The 20,864-nt window shown below is 65.7% G+C and carries 21 protein-coding genes; 14 read left to right on the forward strand and 7 right to left on the reverse strand.

What is annotated here, in order from left to right:
- Positions 1-147: 147 nt before the first annotated feature.
- Positions 148-699 carry a hypothetical protein gene (locus JW805_14515; GenBank protein ID MBN2973229.1) on the forward strand — a complete coding sequence of 184 codons (552 nt, stop codon included), beginning with the start codon at positions 148-150 and terminating at the stop codon, positions 697-699.
- A gap of 139 nt (positions 700-838) precedes the next feature.
- Here JW805_14515 and JW805_14520 read toward each other — a convergent pair whose 3' ends face one another.
- From JW805_14520 to JW805_14530, 3 genes are all read right to left on the reverse strand, one after another.
- Positions 839-1,528 (reverse strand): hypothetical protein, encoded by a 690-nt coding sequence (locus JW805_14520; GenBank protein MBN2973230.1) that lies wholly within the window; start codon positions 1,526-1,528, stop codon positions 839-841.
- Between the two features lie 104 nt (positions 1,529-1,632).
- A complete protein-coding gene (locus JW805_14525) occupies positions 1,633-1,911 on the reverse strand; it encodes a hypothetical protein (GenBank protein ID MBN2973231.1) in 279 nt (92 codons plus the stop codon).
- A gap of 127 nt (positions 1,912-2,038) precedes the next feature.
- Entirely contained in the window at positions 2,039-2,785 is a 747-nt protein-coding gene (locus tag JW805_14530; GenBank protein MBN2973232.1) for a Bax inhibitor-1/YccA family protein, read from the reverse strand.
- A 120-nt stretch (positions 2,786-2,905) separates the two neighbouring features.
- Between JW805_14530 and thpR the strand changes: the two genes are divergently transcribed.
- Positions 2,906-3,445 (forward strand): RNA 2',3'-cyclic phosphodiesterase, encoded by a 540-nt coding sequence (gene thpR, locus JW805_14535; protein MBN2973233.1) that lies wholly within the window; start codon positions 2,906-2,908, stop codon positions 3,443-3,445.
- Between the two features lie 9 nt (positions 3,446-3,454).
- On the opposite strand, the gene JW805_14540 is transcribed toward thpR, so the two are convergent.
- Together JW805_14540 and JW805_14545 are read right to left on the reverse strand one after the other, a co-directional pair.
- Complete coding sequence (locus JW805_14540) at positions 3,455-4,066, reverse strand: superoxide dismutase family protein (protein ID MBN2973234.1); 612 nt, start codon at positions 4,064-4,066, stop codon at positions 3,455-3,457.
- A 263-nt stretch (positions 4,067-4,329) separates the two neighbouring features.
- The gene (locus JW805_14545) at positions 4,330-6,678 is read right to left on the reverse strand and encodes an EAL domain-containing protein (GenBank protein ID MBN2973235.1); all 2,349 of its coding nucleotides are present in this window, start codon (positions 6,676-6,678) and stop codon (positions 4,330-4,332) included.
- A 185-nt stretch (positions 6,679-6,863) separates the two neighbouring features.
- Here JW805_14545 and acnA point away from each other — a divergent pair, with 185 nt between their 5' ends.
- The 6 genes from acnA (at position 6,864) to JW805_14575 (ending at position 12,011) form a co-directional block, all read left to right on the forward strand.
- Positions 6,864-9,548, forward strand: a complete 2,685-nt coding sequence (gene acnA / locus JW805_14550; GenBank protein MBN2973236.1) for an aconitate hydratase AcnA — start codon at positions 6,864-6,866, stop codon at positions 9,546-9,548.
- Entirely contained in the window at positions 9,545-9,916 is a 372-nt protein-coding gene (locus tag JW805_14555; GenBank protein ID MBN2973237.1) for an antibiotic biosynthesis monooxygenase, read from the forward strand. The genes acnA and JW805_14555 overlap by 4 nt, the downstream gene beginning before the upstream one ends.
- The gene (locus JW805_14560) at positions 9,913-10,419 is read left to right on the forward strand and encodes an HIT family protein (GenBank protein ID MBN2973238.1); all 507 of its coding nucleotides are present in this window, start codon (positions 9,913-9,915) and stop codon (positions 10,417-10,419) included. Before JW805_14555 ends, JW805_14560 begins: the two co-directional genes overlap by 4 nt.
- A gap of 4 nt (positions 10,420-10,423) precedes the next feature.
- Entirely contained in the window at positions 10,424-10,831 is a 408-nt protein-coding gene (locus JW805_14565; protein MBN2973239.1) for a DUF2147 domain-containing protein, read from the forward strand.
- 77 nt (positions 10,832-10,908) lie between these two features.
- Positions 10,909-11,523, forward strand: a complete 615-nt coding sequence (locus JW805_14570) for a hypothetical protein (protein ID MBN2973240.1) — start codon at positions 10,909-10,911, stop codon at positions 11,521-11,523.
- 53 nt (positions 11,524-11,576) lie between these two features.
- Positions 11,577-12,011, forward strand: coding sequence for a hypothetical protein (locus JW805_14575; protein ID MBN2973241.1), 435 nt, complete (start codon positions 11,577-11,579; stop codon positions 12,009-12,011).
- 30 nt (positions 12,012-12,041) lie between these two features.
- On the opposite strand, the gene JW805_14580 is transcribed toward JW805_14575, so the two are convergent.
- On the reverse strand, positions 12,042-13,517 hold the full coding sequence (locus JW805_14580; protein ID MBN2973242.1) for a M23 family metallopeptidase: 1,476 nt from the start codon (positions 13,515-13,517) through the stop codon (positions 12,042-12,044).
- A gap of 369 nt (positions 13,518-13,886) precedes the next feature.
- On the opposite strand from JW805_14580, the gene JW805_14585 reads away from it, so the two are divergent.
- The 6 genes from JW805_14585 to JW805_14610 all read left to right on the forward strand — a co-directional run bounded on the left by JW805_14585 (position 13,887) and on the right by JW805_14610 (position 19,646).
- Complete coding sequence (locus JW805_14585; GenBank protein ID MBN2973243.1) at positions 13,887-16,373, forward strand: hypothetical protein; 2,487 nt, start codon at positions 13,887-13,889, stop codon at positions 16,371-16,373.
- Between the two features lie 4 nt (positions 16,374-16,377).
- On the forward strand, positions 16,378-16,659 hold the full coding sequence (locus tag JW805_14590; protein ID MBN2973244.1) for an RNA-binding S4 domain-containing protein: 282 nt from the start codon (positions 16,378-16,380) through the stop codon (positions 16,657-16,659).
- A 51-nt stretch (positions 16,660-16,710) separates the two neighbouring features.
- On the forward strand, positions 16,711-17,052 hold the full coding sequence (locus JW805_14595; GenBank protein ID MBN2973245.1) for a ferredoxin family protein: 342 nt from the start codon (positions 16,711-16,713) through the stop codon (positions 17,050-17,052).
- A 262-nt stretch (positions 17,053-17,314) separates the two neighbouring features.
- The gene (locus tag JW805_14600) at positions 17,315-17,848 is read left to right on the forward strand and encodes a CarD family transcriptional regulator (GenBank protein MBN2973246.1); all 534 of its coding nucleotides are present in this window, start codon (positions 17,315-17,317) and stop codon (positions 17,846-17,848) included.
- Between the two features lie 113 nt (positions 17,849-17,961).
- Positions 17,962-18,693 carry a DUF2807 domain-containing protein gene (locus tag JW805_14605; protein ID MBN2973247.1) on the forward strand — a complete coding sequence of 244 codons (732 nt, stop codon included), beginning with the start codon at positions 17,962-17,964 and terminating at the stop codon, positions 18,691-18,693.
- Between the two features lie 248 nt (positions 18,694-18,941).
- A complete protein-coding gene (locus tag JW805_14610; GenBank protein MBN2973248.1) occupies positions 18,942-19,646 on the forward strand; it encodes a DUF2807 domain-containing protein in 705 nt (234 codons plus the stop codon).
- Between the two features lie 132 nt (positions 19,647-19,778).
- Here the strand turns inward: JW805_14610 and dinB are convergent, their stop codons facing one another.
- Positions 19,779-20,858: a DNA polymerase IV gene (gene dinB, locus JW805_14615; protein MBN2973249.1), complete on the reverse strand. Its 1,080-nt coding sequence runs from the start codon at positions 20,856-20,858 to the stop codon at positions 19,779-19,781.
- Between the last annotated feature and the right edge of the window lie 6 nt (positions 20,859-20,864).

Raw genomic sequence — 20,864 nt, forward strand, 5'->3', positions numbered from 1 at the left:
ACGAATTGAAGTCGGTTTGTCGCAACATTTGTTGCAGCGCAGCGGATTTCGTGATCGATTGTGAATGTCGGACGAACGGCTGGTTAAGGGGAGTGTTAACCATCCGGGTGCATCATCCGATGATCGACTCTGGGTGGGGTGGGTAACATGACGGCGAAGATGAAGCCGGCCGAAGGTGTCATGACTTTGGCCGAAATGAAGGAGTTCGCGGGCTTTTCCGCAAGCACGCAGCGCTACATCCGGCGCGCGCTCGATATCGGGCTGGACCGCGACGACGCGATGACCCGGTGGTCGCGCGACGTGGTGGAGGCGGCGAGCATTCGGGCACAGGCCAGGATGTACGATCGCCTGCCTGACCTGCGCGCGATGATCCCGGACGACAGCGGTCTGGACGCGGTGGAGCCGTTCATGGCGCCGCTCGTGACCCTGTCGGCGTTCGACCTGGGCCAGGGACGGCTGCCGACCTTCTCGGCCTATCGCTTCCTGTACGAACGCCTGCTGGGCGCCGAGTGCCGCCCATGGCTGCCGGCCGCCTTCTGCGCGGCCGCCGCGCTGCCGACTCTGCACCCGGACCTGCGCCGGCGGCTGCTCCAGTCGATCAGCGAAGCGGCGGCCACCGCCAGCGGCTGGTCGAACCGCAAACCGGCCTTCTTTCCATATTGGGTGGAAAAGGTCGGGGACATGGGCCTGGCGCACTAAGCGGACGGCTTCGGATTGCGGAAGCAATCCGAAGACTCGTCACGTCGGCCAGCGGGACGGCACAGCCGTCCCGTCTGACGGCGTGACCGACCAGGCTAGCTCCGACGGCGTCATCGCCGGGGCCACCGCCCAAAAAATCTCAGTTCGCCGGCACCGTCACGGACGCCGGGGCAGCAGCCTCGGTATCCTCGACTTTCGGCCGCGTCCGCATCCGGCGTTCGAGCACCGACGCCTTGTTGTCGGCCGGCACCGCCATATTCTCGTCTTCCGGATATTTCGCCCAATAGTCCGCGCCCTGCAGGCCGATGTCGGTTACACGGCCCGCGTTGAGGGGGATCAGAGAGCGGGTGAAGCTGCGGGGTTTCTTCATCAGCTTCTTGTCCTCGACAACGACGAGCCCCGCTCGGCGCGCCGCTTCGGCGACGAAGAACACGCAATTGCGCTTGTTGAGGTTCCACTTCGAACCGGGCGCGTCCCACTCGGCCACCTGCGCCTTGATCGCGGCATATTGCGCGTCGCTGATGGTGATGCGGAACTGGGCGTCGCTGCCGCGCATGTACTTCTTGGTGGTATAATCGACGTGCGCCTTCACCGACGCGAACAGCGCGATCGGCGTCATGTCGTTGAGCGTGAAGCCATAGCTTTCGTCGACGACCTGGCCGGTCGAATCGAGCGTTCCCTTCAGCGAGAAGAAGGCGTGCGGAAAATAGTTGCTGGTGTTCCTCGACCAGAAGGTCATGCGGACCTCTGCCGCGGCCGGCATCGCGATCCAGGCGAACAGCAGCACCGCCGCTGCAAGCATCCGACGAACTTGCCGCCCGATCGTCATCCTGGCCACCCTTTACGCTGCACACTGCCTCGTGCCGGCATAAACGAGCGGCGACGACCCGTATAGGGCCACCGCCGCCACGTATCAGCATAGGTTCCTGTGTCTCAGGCGTCGCGCTGGCGAGCCTTTTCGGCCGTCTCGTCGTAACCGGAGGACGGCGCCGGGCCATGGTTATGAACCGGCTGGGTCGTAGCAGGCGGATCGCTCGCGTCCATCGACTCATCGAGCCCGCGGTCGAGCCGGGCGTCCTTGTTCTCCGGATTCCGTTCGAGCCGCTCGGCGATTGATTCGTCGCGGCCGGCGTCACCGCGGCTGCGATCGGCGTCGCTATCGTCGGGGGCGACGGTCATCGTCTCATCGACCGTCTGTTCGATCTCGCTCATGCCAGTCTCTCCCTCAGCATGGATGCTGTTGCGGGAGGGTAACGAACGCCGCGCGCGCACGTTCCATGCAAAACGGCCCGGCGGAGATGCTCCGCCGGGCCGCAAACCCTTGACCGTCCTCGGAATTTTATTCGCGATTGCCCAGGAACGAGAGCAGGAACTGGAACATGTTGACGAAGTCCAGGTACAGCGACAGCGCCCCCATGATAACCGCCTTGCCCATCATATCGGTGCCGGCGACATAATCGTACATGCCCTTGATGCGCTGCGTGTCATAGGCGGTCAGGCCGGCAAACAGCAGAACACCGATCGCGCTGATCGCCAGGTTGATCGCCGGCGACTGGAACCACAGGTTCAACAGCGAGGCGACGATCAAGCCGACGACACCCATGATCAGGAACGTGCCGAACCCCGACAGGTCACGCTTCGTCGTGTAGCCGTAGAGGCTGAGCGACAGGAACGCGACGGCCGTCGCGAAGAAGGTGATCGCGATCGACGCGCCGGAGTAGACCAGGAAGATCGTCGACATCGACAGGCCCATGACGGCCGCGAATGCCCAGAAGATCGCCTGTGCGGCCCCCGTCGACAAACGATTGATGCCGAAGCTCAGCACCATCACGAATGCCAGCGGCGAGAACATGATGACGTACTTCAGAATGCCGCCACTGAAGAACACCGCTGCCGCCGGGCTCTGCGCCCCGCCGCTGGCGAACAGCAAGGCGACGATGCCGGTCAACAGCACGCCCGACGCCATGTAGTTATAGACAGACAGCATGTAGGACCGGAGCCCCGCATCGTACGCCGCATCGCGGGTACGGGCGGACCGCGTCGCGAACGGCGCGCTCTCCGTCCGGGGATCAGACCAGTTTGCCATTGTGAACCAACTCCTTTGCCCGGCGCTTCTGCCGGTTAGATCCAAATATCGCCCCGCGTGGGCACGGTTTCAAGCGAAACCGGGGTCGAATCGGCGCCCAGAAACACTATGATACAATTGATGCACCGCTTGTTCGTCGCCTTTCGTCCACCGGCGGACGTCCGCCGCCACCTTCTCGACGCGATGGGCGGCATTTCCGGCGCGCGCTGGCAGGTCGACGAGCAACTGCACCTGACGCTGCGCTACATCGGCGAGGTCGAACGCCCCGTCGCAGAGGATGTCGCCGTCGCGCTGGAGGGCGTGCGTGCCGCCCCGGTAACGCTGACGATCGCCGGCGCGGGTGTTTTCGACGGCACCGGACGCCCAGGTGGTGCGGTATGGGCAGGCGTGACGCCGCGGGAGCCGCTGGCGGCCCTTCATACGAAGATCGACACGACGCTGGTCCGTGCGGGGCTGCCGCCCGAACGGCGAGCGTATCTGCCGCACATCACCCTGGCCCGGCTGTCACGTCACGCGGGGTCGCCCGACCGGTTTCTGGCCGATCGGGCCATGCTGTCGAGCGCGCCCTTCACGCTCGACCATTTCCTGCTGTTCGAAAGCCACGTGGGTGCGAACGGTGCGGCGTATGAGGCGGTCGCGCGCTATCCCCTGGTTCGATAGCGTGGCGGCTCAGCTCCGTTCGAACACGCCGCAGGCGATGCGGCCGCCCGAATTGCCCGAGGGGTCGGTCTTATAGTCGTCGGCCGCGGCGTGAACGACGAAGGCGGCGCCATCGGCGTCCATCAGGCCGGCCATGGTGCCGGCGGGCAGCATCATTTCCAGTTTGCCGCGACCGTTTGCGCCGATCTGGACGTTGGGGAAGTCGCCGGCATGCGGACCCATCGGGTTTTCGGTGCCGTGCTTCATGTTGGTCGGATTCCAATGTCCGCCCGCGGTCGTGAAGTCCGGGCCATCGCAACGACCGGTGGTGTGGACGTGCGCGCCGTGCGGACCCGCCGGCAGCTTCGACACGTCGAGCGATACGCGGATCCCGCCGTTCACTTCGGTCGCGACCGCCCGGCCGACTTCGGTCCCGTCGGCCATCCGCAGGACTGCACGCGCACCGCCCGAAGATGCCGAGGTGTCGGTCGACGTGCCGCCCATCGTCGTACAGCCCGCCACCAGCACCGCACCCGCCGCAGCCGCCGCAGCCGTCATCATCCGGATCATCGCCGTCATCCCCTGTTCGAAAATCTCGTTACGCCAATGATCCAGGATTGGCGGGGTTCCAAGCGTGTGCATCGGACTCCCAAGACGAGCATAAAAAAAGCCCCGGCCTAAGGCCGGGGCTTCCAGAACTTGGCAGTCTTGGAGACTTAGCCGTTCACGCCAGTGTTGGCGTCGTTACCATTCCAGTTGCCGGTCGAGACCCAGTCCCAGAAACCGCGAACCGGACGTGCGTTCTTAATCATGCCCGTTTCCCCTGTCTTCGAATCGGACCGCCGCAGGACGGCCCGGCAGGGAGAGTGTATCCGAACGAGACGGAATTTACAATTTGATAACCATTACGCTGCCCGAACGATCGCCTTGCTTTCGATCAGCTTGACAAGGGCTGGCAATTTCATGGGCCGTCCGATCAAATAGCCCTGCGCGCGATCGCAACCGAGTTTTGCTAGCTCGCTCAGGATCTCCGGTGTCTCGACACCTTCCGCGACGACGCTGCGGCCTAGGGAATGCGCCAATTCTATCGTCGATCGCACCATGACTCGGTCGCTGACATTGCGGTCGATCGCGGCTACGAAGCTGCGGTCGATCTTCACCTCGGTCGCAGGGATCTTTTTAAAATATTCGAGCGTGGAAAAGCCCGTTCCGTAATCGTCGATTGACACGTTGATGCCCAGCGAACCGATTTCCTCCAGCGTGCGAATCGACGCGCGACCGCTGCTCATCGCGGCCGATTCGGTCACTTCCAGCGTGAGTCGTTCGGCCGGCAACCCCGAGTCGTCGAGAAGCCGTCGGACCATCGTCACCAGCCCAGGCTTTTCCAGCAAACGCGCCGACATGTTGACGGCGACGTCAAATACGACCCCTTTGGCAAAGAATTCGGCGGCAACGCGGATTGCATCGCCCAATACGAAGGCTGTCAGTTTATCGATACGATTATGCTGTTCCGCGGCGATGACGAATTCGAGTGGGCTGACCTCACCCTTGTCTGGGTGCGACCAGCGAACTAGCGCCTCCGCTCCGACGATCGCGCCGGATGCGACGTCAATCTGTGGCTGATAAGCGACCCAGATTTCCCCGCCGTCGATTGCCGCATCGAGTTGGCCAAGCAAAGACAACTTCCATTCGGCGTCCACCAATTTGGCGGGGTCGTAGATTTTCCACCGTAGCCCTTCGCTCGCCGCCTCATCTGCAGCGACCAGCGTCGCGCCCAAACGGTTCGGCAGGGTCCGGGACGCGTCCGCATCGATACCCAATGTCATAGAAAGATCGATCGGTCGTCCGTCGACCAGCGCCGGACTGCGGAACAGCGCGTATATTGCGTCGAGCTGGTCCGGTCCGGTGACATCGGGCGTCGACAGCCAGGCAAAAATTCCCTCGTCCCCTTGATAGATTCGCGCGCCGCGCGCGCCCAATGCCAAGCGAGCAACGATTTGTTCGACGAGCGCTCGTTCGGCATCCGGCGGCAACGACGAGGTAATTTCGGCAAAGTTGTGGATGCGAGCGCCGACAATCACGGCGTTCGCTGCAGGCACTTCGCTTCGTAGGGCCGTAAGGTTCGGCAGACCTGTCACAGCATTGATGCTGCCGAGCGCCTGATAAGAGCGACGAAACCGGAACCACGCGCCACTTCCCATGCCGAAGGCAATACAAGTGACAAGCGGCATGATCTGGAACGTGACGCCGTGCGACTCTGCAACGACTGGGGCGATCGTCAGACCGACGATAGCGATCGCGACCGCGGTCCGCCCCAACCATCGCCAGCGCGAGAACAAGTAGATCGTGCACAGAAGGAAGCCGCACGCCAGCGGCGCCAGCCACCCGACCGACGTGACGCCACCCGCCATCAGTGTTTCCGCCGCGACGATGTTGATGAACATCCCGTTGATCTGGCCGACGCCGGGCGCATAATAGACATCGCCCATTTCGTTCGACGCAGCGCCGATTACGACGTCCTTGCCGCGAATATCCTGATCGCGAGTTCTACCGGCAAAAATGTCGGCCGCGCTGACATACGGAATTTTTCGGGCGTTGATCGCATAGTCGATCGCAAAGGTTTTACCCGGCGGTCCTGATTGACGGGCCAATTCGGCCGACATCGTCGGGGGGACGATGGCACCCATTTGCGTCGCATAGCCCATGTTCCGAATCGAGGCCGAACCGTCGACCTTTACGGATACGCTTATGACGCGCCCGTATTGCCTAAATTCGGCGCGGGGAATCTTGTAATACCGCTCCCCGGTCGCCGGATCGCGCACCAGCATCGCGGCCAGATAGACATTTCCAGCTCGCTTCAACGCATCGACGAAAGCGGCGTCCTGTACCGAATCCGATTTTGTCGCGAACGATACGTCGAAGAAGATTCGCCTTACGCCGGCAGCGTTCAGCCGGTCGATCAATTCGATATGACGATGGCGCGACCAAGGCCATGAGCCAATCTCTTCCAGACTGGGATCATCAATGCCAATCGCGACGATCTGCCCCGACGGCGCGCGTGGACGCAGACGATCGCGCATTTCGTGCAACTTGCTCTCGATGGGCTCGGCCAGTCCTAAAATGCCCACGGCCAGCGCCGCCAGCGTCGACCAGAACAGGATCTTCCGTCCTGATCTGCGACGCGCGGCAAGGTCATCCGGTCCCTCGCGGCGGGCAAGGCGGGTCAGCAGGCGGGTAGAGCGCGCGACGTTCACACATCCGCCCTACAGGAGCTTGGTTAACGAAGACTTTGCGAGCGCAACAGCGCCCTTCCCCACGCCCGAAAGCCTTGCTATCGGCCAGCCCGAATCTCGCAACTGCGAACACCCGCCGGCACACCTCGCGGCCCAAAAGAGCCGCCCGCCGCCCGTGCCGGCCACGAAGGAAGGGACGCTCAGACATGACCGCCATCGGCCAGGACACGCTTTCCACCCGCACGTCGCTCGACGTCGGCGGCAAGCGCTATGATTATTTCTCGCTGGCGAAGGCGGCGGAGAAGTTCGGCGACATCAGCCGCCTGCCCTTCAGCATGAAGGTGCTGCTGGAGAACATGCTGCGCTTCGAGGACGGCAAGACCGTCACGACCGAGGACGTGCAGGCGATCGTCGACTGGCAGAAGGATGCCCGCAGCGACCGCGAGATCCAGTATCGCCCGGCGCGCGTGCTGATGCAGGACTTCACCGGCGTGCCGTGCGTCGTCGACCTGGCGGCGATGCGCGATGCGATCACCAAGCTGGGCGGCGACGCGCAGAAGATCAATCCGCAGGTCCCCGTCCACCTGGTCATCGACCATTCGGTCATGGTCGACGAATTCGGCACGCCCAAGGCGTTCGAGGATAACGTCGAGCTGGAATATCAGCGCAACATGGAGCGCTACGAATTCCTGAAGTGGGGATCGAAGGCGCTCGACAATTTCTCGGTCGTGCCGCCGGGGACGGGCATCTGCCACCAGGTGAACCTGGAATATATCGGCCGCGGCGTGTGGTCGTCGGACGCGTCGGGCGATCATGGTGACGGCGTTGCCATCGCCTATCCGGACACGCTGGTCGGCACCGACAGCCACACGACGATGATCAATGGTCTCGGCGTCCTCGGCTGGGGCGTCGGCGGGATCGAGGCGGAGGCCGCGATGCTCGGCCAGCCGGTTTCGATGCTGATCCCCGAAGTCGTCGGCTTCAAGCTGACCGGCAAGCTGCAGGAAGGCATCACCGCCACCGACCTGGTGCTGACCGTGACGCAGATGCTGCGCGCCAAGGGCGTCGTCGGCCGCTTCGTCGAATTCTACGGTCCGGGCCTCAGCGAAATGACGCTCGCCGACCGCGCGACCATCGCCAACATGGCGCCGGAATATGGCGCGACCTGCGGCTTCTTCCCGATCGACGGCCGCACGATGGACTATCTGCGCCTGTCGGGTCGCCCGGACGAGGACATCGCGCTGGTCGAGGCCTATTGCAAGGCGCAAGGCCTGTGGCGCGAAGAGAATGCGCCGGATCCGATCTTCACCGACACGCTCGAACTCGACATGAGCACCGTCACCGCCTCGCTCGCCGGTCCGAAGCGCCCCCAGGACCGCGTGTCGCTGAGCAAAGTCGATGAAGTGTTCAACGGCGACCTGACCAAGGTGTACAAGAAGGAGCGCCCCGCGCGCGTGCCGGTCGATGGCAAGGGCCATGACATCGGTGACGGCGACGTCGTGATCGCCGCCATCACCAGCTGCACCAATACCTCGAACCCCAGTGTGCTGATCGCCGCCGGCCTCGTCGCCCGCAAGGCGCGCGAGAAGGGCCTGCAGCCCAAGCCGTGGGTCAAGACCTCGCTGGCACCGGGCTCGCAGGTCGTGACCGACTATCTCGACAAATCGGGGCTGTCGGCGGATCTGGACGCGATGGGCTTCAACCTGGTCGGCTATGGCTGCACGACCTGCATCGGCAACTCGGGCCCGCTCGCCGAGCCGATTTCGGCCGCGATCAATGGCAACGACATCGTCGCCGCGTCGGTTCTGTCGGGCAATCGCAACTTCGAAGGCCGCGTGTCGCCGGACGTCCGCGCCAACTTCCTCGCCAGCCCGCCGCTGGTCGTCGCCTACGCGCTGAAGGGCACGGTGACCGAGGATATGGTCGAAACCCCGATCGGCCAGGGCTCGGACGGCAACGACGTGTTCCTGAAGGACATCTGGCCGACCAACGACGAAGTCCGCAGCATGATGGACGCGAACATCAACGACGAGATGTTCCGCAGCCGCTACGGCAACGTCTATCAGGGCGATACCCATTGGCAGGGTATCTCGGTCGAGGGATCGGACACCTACGGCTGGCCGGCGGCGTCGACGTACATCGCCAACCCGCCCTATTTCGAGGGCATGGGCATGACACCGGCGCCGGTCGCCGACATCGTCGATGCCAAGCCGCTCGCGATCCTGGGGGATTCGATCACCACCGACCACATTTCGCCGGCCGGTTCGATCAAGGCCGACAGCCCGGCGGGCAAGTGGCTGCAGGAACGTCAGGTTTCGAAGGCGGACTTCAACAGCTATGGCGCGCGTCGCGGCAACGACAACGTCATGGTCCGCGGCACCTTCGCCAACATCCGCATCAAGAACGAGATGGTCCCCGGCATCGAAGGCGGCATGAGCCGCTATGGTGACGAGGTCATGCCGATCTACGACGTCGCCATGCGCCACAAGGCCGACGGCACGCCGCTGGTCGTCGTCGCGGGCAAGGAATATGGTACGGGTTCGTCGCGCGACTGGGCGGCGAAGGGCACCAACCTGCTGGGCGTCCGCGCGGTCATCGCCGAAAGCTTCGAGCGCATCCACCGCTCGAACCTGGTCGGCATGGGCGTGCTGCCGCTGCAGTTCGCCGAGGGCGTGACGCGCGAGACCCTGGGCCTGAAGGGCGACGAAACCTTCACCATCGACAATGTCGCGGGTCTCCGCCCGCGGCAGGACGTGACGGTGAAGCTGACGCGTGCCGATGGCTCGACCGAAAGCTTCGAGACCCGTTGCCGGATCGATACCGTCAACGAACTCGAATATTTCCTCAATGGCGGCATCCTGCAGTACGTGCTGCGCAAGCTGGCCGCTTGAGCCTGACGCGTCGAGGCGCGGTCGCGGGGGGACTCGCGATCGCCCTGGCCGGTCCGGCGGCGTTTGCCGCCGCGGCCGACGGCAGCTTCGGCATGATCGGCAAGATCACCGCAAAGCCGGGCCAGCGCGATGCGCTCGTCCGGCTTTTGCTTGCCGGGACCGGCGCGATGCCGGGCAATCTCGCCTATCTGGTCGCCGAGGACCGCGGCCAGGCCGACACGATCTGGGTGACCGAGGCCTGGGATAGCGAGGCGAGCCACAAGGCGTCGCTCACCCTGCCCGCCGTCCGCGACGCCATACGCCAAGCCATGCCGCTGATCGCCGGCTTCGATACTGTCGCCACCACCCGCCCGGTGGCACGCGCATGAAGGCCGTCGCCGCCCTGCTGCTGGCAATGCTCGTCACTCCCGCTGGTGCTCAGGAAACAGCGCGCGGGCTGACCGGGGCCTATGATCCACAGAACCCCTTCGCCCGAATCCTGCGTGGCGAACGGCCGGCATCGAAGGTTCATGAGGACGCGACCGTGCTCGTCCTGATGCCGCTGACGATGGCGAAGCCCGGCCATGTCCTGGTGATCCCCAAGCGATTGGGGGTGCGCAATCTCCTCGACCTGACCCCGGCCGAGCTCGCCGCGTGCATGGTCGCCGCGCAAAAGGCCGGCCGCGCGCAGATCGCGGCCCTCGGCGCGACCGGGTTCCAGATCCGACAGAATAACGGTGGCGACGCGGGGCAGGAGGTGTTCCACCCGCATTTGCACGTCATCCCATTCGTGGGACCGGACAAAGCCTTGCGCCCGGACGCGGATCGCAACACACGCGAGGAACTCGATGCGATGGCCGCGCGATTACGGGCGGCTTGGCCGAAGGAGTGATGTGATGCGTACCGCCCTGCTCGCCGCTGCCCTGTTGATCCCGACCGCAGCCATTGCCGCCCCTGCCCCGGTCACCGGCCGCTGGCTCACGGTGGAGGGCAAGGCGATCGTCGAGATCGCACCCTGCGGCGCACAACTGTGCGGGCGGATCGTCAAGGTGTTGAAGCCACGCCCCGGCGGCCCCGCAGTCGACGTCAACAACCCCGACCCAGCCAAGCGTCGCCAGCCGATCGAGGGGCTGTCGATCCTGACCGGCTTCGCGCCAAAGGGCGATCGCTGGGGTGGGCGCATCTATGATCCGGAAAGCGGCCGGACCTATCGGTCGGAGCTGTCGGCCGAGGGCAATACGCTGAAGGTGAAGGGCTGTTTCGGCCCGTTCTGCCGCAGCCAGGACTGGACGCGTCTGCGCTGAGCCAAAACGGGACGCGAGCGAGTCGCCTTCCTGTTCAATAGGATGCTATCCCTTCCGCAGAATAGCGGGAGTGTCATGTGAAAAAGCCCCAGACCGTCGCCAGCCTGACGGAGCTCGGCCGCGTTCAGCTGTCGAAGAGTTTTTTCCTGCGCGATTTCCTGCAGTCGGAAACCGCGGCGATGCACGGCCTGTCGAACGTGCCCGACGATCCCGACCTGGCGATCGCCGCCGGCACGCGACTGTGCGAGGAGTTGCTGGAGCCGCTGCAAGATGCATTCGGGCGGATCGCGGTCCGCTCGGCGTATCGCTCGAGCGAGGTCAACGCTTTGTGCCACGCCAAGGGCTATGGCTGCGCGTCGAACGAGCGCAACGCCGCCTATCATATCTGGGACCGGCGTGACGCCAAGGGGCATATGGGCGCGGCGGCCAGCATCATCGTGCCGAGCTTCGCCAACCGTTTCGACCAGCCGGGCGACTGGAAACGGCTGGCGTGGTGGATCCACGACCATCTTCCCTATGCGACGATGGAATTCTTTCCCACCAAATGGGCGTTCAACCTGGGCTGGCACGAGCGCCCCTTGCGTGCGATCATGAGCCATATCCCGGGCGACCGCGGCTATCTGACCAAGCCCGGCATGCCGGGCCATGAGGAGCGGCACGAAGCCGAGTGGGCAGGAATTCTGCCGGCCTAGAGCATTGGCGGCGCGGTTGGCATGCCCGCCCATCGTCGAGCGAGGAGGGACGTATGAAGCAGGCTTGGATTGCCGGTCTTTTGCTATTTAGCGCAGCGACTACCGCCGCGCAGACAAAAGAATCCATCCTCGATCCGGCGCGGGCGATTGCGGCAGCCGATGCCTCTCGCACGGGCTATCACGGTCGGTTCGCGATGACGGTCCTGTCGACCGGCACGTCGCGAACCGCGACCTATCTGAACGCCACGGCCGATTATCGCGCGCCCGATGCGCTGACGTTCCGCCTGGCGCCCAATGTCGCCGCGGCGATGGAAAAGCGCTACGGCGCACCGGCCGATCAATATTTGAAGGGCAAGCGTGTGACGGTCGAAGGCATCGTTCAGCGCCGGATGATCGTGAACTCTCGCTACGGCAAGGCAGAAAGTTTCAATCGCTGGACCCACGAGGTGTACGTCCGGTTACCCGGTCAGATCATCGCGGTCGAATAGGATCGGGGACGCGGCTGGCGCGCCGATCGCTCAATCGGCCGTCGGCACTGCCATAAGCCGCGCGAACTTGGTCTTGAACGCCGCCAGCGCCGAACCCGACAGCTGCTGGACGCTTTCGAACGTCACCTTGCCCGGGTTGATCGGCACGCCGTTTTTCCACAGTTCATAGTGGAGGTGCGCGCCGGTCGACATGCCGGTCGAGCCGACATAGCCGATGATCTGCCCCTTGCTCACCCGCCCGCCGCTGGCGACAGCGATGCGGCTCATATGACCGAAGCCGGTCGCCAGGCCATTGCCGTGCGACAGCTTCACGAACTTGCCATAGCCTCCGGCCCAGCCCGCCATCTGGACGACGCCGTCCATCGGCGCGCGGATCGGCGAGCCCATGGGGGCGGCGATGTCCAGGCCCTTGTGCATGCGGGCATAGCCCAGCACCGGGTGACGACGCATGCCGAACGCCGACGTCAGGCGGCCTGCAACCGGCATCATCGCGCCGGTCGAACTCTTGGCGCCGATGCCCTTGGCGTCGAACCACTGATCCTTGCCGTCCTGGTCGAACCGCACGAGCTGCAGCTTGCGCGCGTCGCCCGAGAGCCCGGCGTAGATCAGCTTTCCGAGCTGGACTTCGCCCGTTTCGGCGCGGGCACGCTCGACGATCAGGTCGAACTGCTCGTTCGATCCGATCCGGCTCATCGGCACGCGGCTGGCGATCGAGCGAATGAAGGCTTCGACCGCCTTGGCCGGGACGCCGGCGGCGCGGGCGGAGCGATAGAGGCTGGGGCCGACGCGGCCCTGAATGCGCAGCGGGGTGTGGTCGATTGCGATCGGAACGGCGGTGACCGCAAGTGCGCCGGCATCGCGCACGACCTTCATGCCCAGGTCGAACCGCGCGCGGAAGCTCAGCGATTCGAGCGGGCGGGCATCCGCCTTGTTCGCACGACGGCCGAGCGTCAGCTGAAGCTGGGTGCCGGGCTTCAGTTCGTCGAGCGGCATCCGCGCCGCGACCATGTCCGCGACACGATCCGCCTCGTCCTCGCCCACGCCGGCGCGCTCCAATGCGCGGGCGAAGGCATCGCCCGACGGCAGCGTCGTCGACAGCTCAAGGATCGGCCGCTCCGGCGTATCGGTCAGCGGGCGGACCGCGGCGGTCGGCGCGAGCCGGCGCCCCGAGGTGGCGCCATAGGCCAGCGGCGCGATCGACTGCGCGCGCGCCTCGTCCCAGTCGGCGCCCTCCATGACCGGCGCGGCGGGGCGGTAGAGGGGGTGGAAACCGGGAGCGAGCGCGATCGTGACGGCGCAAAGCGCAGCACAGGTCGCCGCCCCCCGCCACCACTCGCGGCTGCCGATGTTGGCGCCGAGGTCGGGAACCAGGTCGATGTCGCGCAGGCGGTCGTGCCAGCGATCGATCCGGCCGGCCGGATACGCAGCGGCCACCGGCGCGCGACCGAACCGCAGCGCACTCGCGCCGCCGGCACCATCCAGACCATGATCGTTGCGCAGATACACTGCGGCGCATGCCCCCGAGAAAGAAAACAGCCTGCCCCGAAACCCATCAGGCCGTGGCGGCAAGCGTTGTGGGGCGCAAAAGCTAAAGTCAAATTAACCCGGGCGGTTGTTTGCGCGGCTTGCGACGAGGCGTTGGGTGGGATCGACGAAAGGCCCGTGCCCTATGCGACGGGCAAATGGGGCTCGGCGAAGGACGGGACCGTGGCTGCCGCGGCCTGACGGTTGCCAACGCTCCGGGCCACGCCGAAGCGCAGAGCGCCGCGTTTTTGAGCAACCCGTTCCTTTTGCTTTGAAAACGCAGGCTCGTTGGGTGATTCCTTAATGCAGCCCATTGCATCCGCGCGTCCGGCGGTCGATCTTAGCCCTACGATGAGCAGTTTCGCGCGTTCCGCCGTTACCGCGGTGCTGGGTCCGACCAATACCGGCAAGACCCACCTCGCCGTCGAGCGGATGTGCGGCCATTCGAGCGGGATGATCGGCTTTCCGCTGCGCCTGCTGGCGCGGGAGGTGTACGATCGCGTCGTCAAGCTGAAGGGCGAGAAACAGGTCGCGCTGATCACCGGCGAGGAGCGGATCATCCCGCCTGACGCGCGCTATTTTCTGTGCACCGCGGAAAGCATGCCGGTCGATAAGGATGTCGCGTTTGTCGCGCTCGACGAGGCGCAGCTGGGCGCGGATCCGGAGCGCGGCCATGTCTTCACCGATCGATTGCTGTGCGCGCGCGGGCGCGAGGAGACGATGATCCTTGGTTCCTCGTCGCTGAAGCCGCTCGTTCGCACCCTGGTGCCCGAAGTGGAAGTGATCGAGCGACCGCGCTTTTCGACGCTGAGCTATGCCGGCGCCAAGAAACTGTCGCGCCTGCCCAAACGATCGGCGATCGTCGCCTTCTCGGCCGAAGAGGTCTACGCCGTCGCCGAAGCGATTCGCCGGATGCGGGGCGGAGCGGCAGTCGTGATGGGCGCGCTGTCGCCGCGCACGCGCAACGCCCAGGTCGCGATGTTCCAGGCGGGCGAGGTCGATTACCTCGTGGCGACCGATGCGATCGGCATGGGGCTGAACATGGACGTGGCGCATGTCGCCTTCGCCTCGCTCACGAAGTTCGACGGCCGCCGCACCCGCCGCCTGACCGTGCCCGAAATGGCGCAGATCGCCGGCCGCGCCGGACGGCACCAGCGCGACGGCACCTTCGGTGCGCTGGTCGAGGAGGGACCCGGCGCCTTCACCCCCGAAGAGGTCTTCGCGATCGAAGACCATCGTTTCCAGACGCTCGACTTCCTCTACTGGCGCGAGGGTGAGCCCGACCTGTCGTCGGTCGACGCGCTGCTCGCCAGCCTGGAGCGCAAACCTGGCGAGATCGTCCTTCGCGCGGCACCCGAAGCGCTCGACGTGTCGGTATTGAAGCGTCTGTCGAACGAGCATGTCGTGCTGAACCGCGCGCGCTCCCCGGCTGGCGTTGCGCGACTGTGGGCGGCGTGCGGCATCCCGGATTTCCAGAAGCTGGGCGTCGAGCCGCACAGCCGTTTCGTCGCGCGCGTTTTCACGCATCTGACCGAAGGCAACGGCCACATCCCCTTCGCGTGGTTCGCGAGCGAGATCGCGCGGCTGGATACGGTCGCAGGCGACGTCGAGACGATCGCCGGACGGATCGCTGCGACGCGGACCTGGGCGTACATCGCGCACCGCAAAGGCTGGCTGGCCGACCCGTCGGAGGCACAGGCCCGTGCGCGCGCGCTGGAGGAGCGGCTGTCGGATGCACTGCACGAGCGGCTGACCCAGCGCTTCGTCGACAAGCGCACGACCGCGCTGCTGCGCACGATCGGCGCCGACCACCGCCATCTGCCCGTCACCATCGGCGAACAGGGCGAAGTGAGCGTCGAGGAGCATGAGATCGGTCGACTCGACGGCTTTCGCTTCACCGTCGCCGCCGATGCCCGCGCGACCGACAAGCGTCTGTTGCTCGCCGCGGCCGAGAAGCGGCTGGCCGGTGAACTCGGCAAGCGCGGCGCGGCGCTGGCCGAGGCGCCGGATGCGGACTTGGGGCTCGACGATGGTCCCATCTTGTGGCGCGGCGCGGACGTCGCACGGCTGGGACCGGGGCCGCGGCTGACCCGACCGGCGATCATCGTCGACCGCGCGCTCGACTGCCTGGACAAGCCGGTGCGGGAAGCCGTCGTGGGTCGACTGACACGCTGGGTGACGGAGCAGACGCGGCGACTGACCCCCGCCCTCGCCCGGCTGGACGCCCTTGCAGACGATGCCACCGCCCCGCCCGAGTTGCGCGCGGTCGCGATCGCACTCGCGGAAGCCGGCGGGCTGGCCGATCGCGCGACCGTCCCCGACGTCGAGCGGATCGACCCGCGCGCGCGACGGTATCTGCGCGACCTGGGGATCACCGTCGGCACGCTCGACCTGTTCGACCCGCGGTTGACGCGTCCGGGGCCGGCGCGGTGGCGCGCGGCGTTGCTCGCGGCGCGCGGGCGGACGACGGTGCTGCCGCCGGACGGCGCAACGGTGATCGCCGGCGGCGCGCCGATGGCGGGTTTCCGACGGGTCGGCACGCAACAGGTCCGGCTCGACCTGGTCGAACGCATCGCCCGTGCGGCGCATGAGGCGCGTGGCGACAAGGGCCCGCGCAAGCCTTTTGCGCCCGATCCTGCGCTTGCCACCTCGATCGGCGTCACGCCCGACACGCTCGCGAAGCTGATGGTGCGCCTTGGCTTTCGCGCGGTGAAAGGCGAAGCGCCGGCCTGGGTCTGGCAGGGCCGGCCGAAGCTCGTGTCGCCGAAGAAGGCGGAACCGCCCCGGCGTGACAACGCCTTTGCCGTGCTCGCGGGTCTCGGGAGTCCGCGTGGCTGACACGATGCGCCTCGACAAGTTCCTGTGGTTCGTGCGTTTGGCGAAGACGCGTAGCTTTGCGCAGGAAGTGGCCGAGGCGCGGCATCTGCGCATCGACGGGCGAGTGATCGAAAAGGCTGCCGCCGGCGTCCGCATCGGCAATACGCTGACCTTCCCCCTTCACGGCCGCGTCCGCGTCATCCGCGTGCTCGCGCTGCCCACCCGCCGCGGCCCGGCGCCCGAAGCGCAGGCCTGTTACGCCGATCTGGGGGCTGAGAACGTCTCGCAGAACCGCACAGGCGATTGACGCACCGGGAAACGGCCAATAGCGGGGGCCGCGTTCGAAGGAGTTGCCCCAATGACCTATGTCGTCACCGATGCCTGCATCCGCTGCAAGTACATGGACTGCGTCGAGGTCTGTCCGGTCGACTGTTTCTATGAGGGCGAGAATATGCTCGTCATCAACCCCAGCGAGTGCATCGACTGTGGCGTGTGCGAGCCCGAGTGCCCGGCCGAGGCGATCCTGCCCGACACCGAAAACGGTCTCGAAAAGTGGCTGGAGCTCAACACCACCTTTTCTGCCCAATGGCCCAACGTCACGCGCAAGCTCGACCAGACCCCGCCCGACGCCGACGAGCACAAGGGTGAAGAGGGCAAGTTCGACAAATATTTCTCGCCCGAACCCGGCGCTGGCGACTGAGATCGGGACGGTGCGGTAGCGTGCCTGCCGCTACGGCAGCCCTGCCCGCACCGGTAATCGGCGGTTTTCGGCCTTTTCCGAATCGCTTGCCTGTGTCGTGACACTGGTAATTTTATTGCGGACGTGTTAAATGGTCCGGGACGAGGGCGATGGATTCGCCGCTCGCCCGGAGAAGCACAGACCTGCCCCGACGTCGCCGACCGGTCCTCGGTCGCGCGCATCTTTCATGTCGGGCCAGTGAACACGGAAAGGCTCAACGCACATGGCTGCTAAGGCGCTGTCCTTCGTTGTCGGCGATTATGTCGTTTACCCCAAGCACGGCGTTGGTCGTGTTATCGAGCTCCAGAAGCAGGAAATCGCGGGCACCAGCCTCGAACTCTATGTGCTGCGCTTCGAAAAGGAGCGCATGACGCTCCGTGTGCCCACTAACAAGGCCGAGAGCGTCGGCATGCGCAAGCTCAGCAGCGACAAGACGCTGCGTGAGGCGCTCGACACGCTGAAGGGCAAGCCCAAGGTCAAGCGCACCATGTGGTCGCGCCGCGCGCAGGAATATGAAGCGAAGATCAATTCGGGCGACCTCGTGTCGATCGCCGAAGTGGTCCGCGACCTGTTCCGCCCCGACGATCAGCCCGAGCAGAGCTATTCGGAACGCCAGATCTTCGAAGCTGCCGCCAGCCGCCTGGCGCGCGAACTGGCCGCGATGGAAGAGGTCGACGAACCCAAGGCGCTGGTGAAGATCATCGACATCCTGAAGGCCGCGGCACCGGCCTATGCCAAGGAAAAGGCGCTCGCCTGATCCACGCATTCCGGATGAAATTTGAAAGGGGCGGCCGGCAACGGTCGCCCCTTTTCATTTGCGCGTCGGCCGTTTGTGTATTATTCATACAACACACAAACGGGAGATGGTCGATGCGGTTTCTGATGGTCCTGGCAGCCTTGCCCCTGGTCGCGTGCGGCAGCATCGCCAGCGGATCGAACAAGGGCGAGCCCGCCGCGGAAAGCGGCAGCGGCACCGCGCGCAGCTTCCAGGTCGCCGATTTCACGAAGGTCGAACTTGCCGGCGCCGACGATATCGACGTGCGGGTGGGCCAGGGCTTTTCGGTGCGCGCCGAGGGGCCGGCCGATCAGCTCGACAAACTCGACATCCGTCGCGACGGATCGACGTTATGGGTCGGCCGCAAGCGCGAGAAGGGCAGTTGGTCGATCGGCCGCGGCAAGGGCGTGAAAATCTATATCACCATGCCGGCGATCGAAGGCGCATCGCTCGCCGGGTCGGGAAATCTCTCGGTCGATACCGCCCGCGCAAAGTCCTTCGAAGCGAGCCTTGCCGGGTCGGGCAATCTGCGGCTCGGCCGTGTCGAGGCCGAAGATATCGAGGTCGATCTGGCCGGGTCGGGCAACGTCGATGCCGCCGGACAGGTCGGCAAGCTGGAGGTCAACATCGCCGGATCGGGCAACGTCCAGGCGCCGGCGCTGAAAGCCGCGGAAGCGGAAATCTCGATCGCCGGATCGGGCAATGTCGCCGCCGAGGTCAACCGTTCGGCCAAGATCAGCCTGATGGGATCGGGCGATGTGACGCTGACCGGCGGCGCGCGGTGCGATTCGACCAAGATGGGGTCGGGCGAGATCAAGTGTAGCTGATTCGGAGGTGTATTGAACCACCGCGCCCCGGCGAAGGCCGGGGCCCCAGTTACAGGTAGCGCGGTAAGCTACGGACCGACCTGTCGAACCGGGCCCGGCCTCCGCCGGGACACGGTCAACATGGTCGTTCACGACACGGCCTTGCGGGTGTCCCTCGGCCCGGGACCGAGGAGTGAAACACCAACGCGCCTTCGGCAACCATACGCGGGCCGCTTGCGGATCGACCGGCAAGGTGCGACCGTCCCGCCATGATCCGCCGCCTTGCCGTCCTCTCCCTCGTCGCCTGCGCCACCCCGGCCCACGCCGACGAGCGCCGCTACATGCTGACCGATTTCGACGCGATTCGGATCGAAGGACCCTATGAGGTCGGCGTGACCACCGGCAGCGCGGCGTCGGCTGTCGCCACCGGGACGCCCCGCGGGTTCGAGAGCATCAACGTCCGCGTCGAAAATCGGACCCTGGTCGTCAGCGCCGGCTTCGCGAAATGGGGCGGCTATCCCGGCGCAAAAGGCGCCGCGCCGCGGATAGCGGTGACCGTGCCTGCCGTGCGCAGCGCGAACGTGCAGGGCGGCGCCCGGCTGACGATCGACAAGGCGGTGGGGCAGAAGGTCACGCTGCAATTGCTCGGCGCCGGCTCGATCACGGTCGCGACCGTCAAGGCGGACAATCTGGAGGCGGGCGTCGTCGGCAGCGGTGCGATCGTGATGGGTGGCACCGCCCGACGCGCCCGCTTCCTCGCCAACGGCGCCGGCTCGATCGACGCAGCCGCCGCCACGATCGATGCGCTGGTGGCCGACTGGCAGAGCGTCGGCGCCGCCAAGGCCACGGTGCGCTACACGGCGGAAATCTATGCTCGCGGACAGGGGCCTGTGGAGATTCTGGGGAACGCGGCGTGCAAGGTCGCCGGCGCAGGCCCGGTGAGTTGCGGGAACATCACGGGGCGGCGGGATTAACCCCCCCCCCCCCGGCCTTTCCGCGACGGCGGCAATCAGGTCCGGCTGAATGTCGTGAGGTCCGCTGACGTCGGCGCCTATCGATCTTCGGCTTTGTAGGAACAACGAATCAGGCGGCGTGCGCCGCGCCCCTCACCCGAACAACGGCAGCCCGCGTTCTTGCCGCGCGACGAAATTGGACACCGTGACGCCGACCAGCCGAATGCCCTTCGGTGTCGGCAGGACGGATCGGATCAAGCCCAGCGCTGCGGTGCGCAGTCCATCATGGCTGTCGACCGGCAGGGACAGCGTTTGACTGCGCGTAATCTGCTGAAAATCGGCATATTTGACCTTTACCGTCACCGTCCGCCCGAAGGCGCCGGCGGTCTCGCACCATGTCCACACGTCGTCGGCCATTTCGATCACCCCTGCCTCGATTTCGGCATCCGCGGTCAGATTGCGATCGAAGGTCGTTTCCGAGCCCGAGGATTTGCGAACGCGATCGGGGTTGACCGGGCGCTCGTCCTCGCCGCGGGCGATGGCGTAGTACCAGCCGGCGCTGCTGCCGAAATTCGCGCGCAGGAACGCCATCGAACAGGCGCGCAGGTCCGCGCCCGTGTGGATGCCCAGCCGCTCCATCTTCGCTGCGGTGACGGGGCCGACGCCGTGGAAGCGCGCGACGGGCAGCGTTTCGACCCACGCCGCTCCCATGTCGGGCGTCACCGCGAACTGACCGTTGGGCTTGCGGTGGTCGGACGCGAGCTTCGCCAGGAACTTGTTGTAGGAAATGCCGGCCGAAGCGGTGAGGCCGGTTTCCTCCAGGATGCGCGCTCGGATCGCCTTCGCGGTCGCCCAGGCGGTCGGCAGTCCGGCGAGATTGGCGGTGACGTCGAGATAGGCTTCGTCGAGCGACAGCGGTTGAATGATCGGCGTGAATTCGGCGAAAATGGCGTGGATCTGCCGCGACACCGCCTTGTAGACGTCGAAGCGCGGGCGGACGAAGACCAGTTGCGGACAGCGCCGAAGCGCGGTGATCGAAGGGAGCGCCGATCGCACGCCGAATGCGCGGGCCTCGTAACTCGCCGCCGCGACGACGCCGCGCGCGTTGGGTGATCCGACGGCGACCGGCTGGCCCTTCAGCGATGGATCGTCACGCTGCTCCACCGACGCAAAAAAGGCGTCCATGTCGATGTGGATGATCTTGCGCGGGTCGGCGGACACGCCGCCCGACATGGGTGC

It is taken from the genome of Roseomonas aeriglobus (genome assembly GCA_016937575.1).
Classification (GTDB): domain Bacteria; phylum Pseudomonadota; class Alphaproteobacteria; order Sphingomonadales; family Sphingomonadaceae; genus Sphingomonas; species Sphingomonas aerigloba.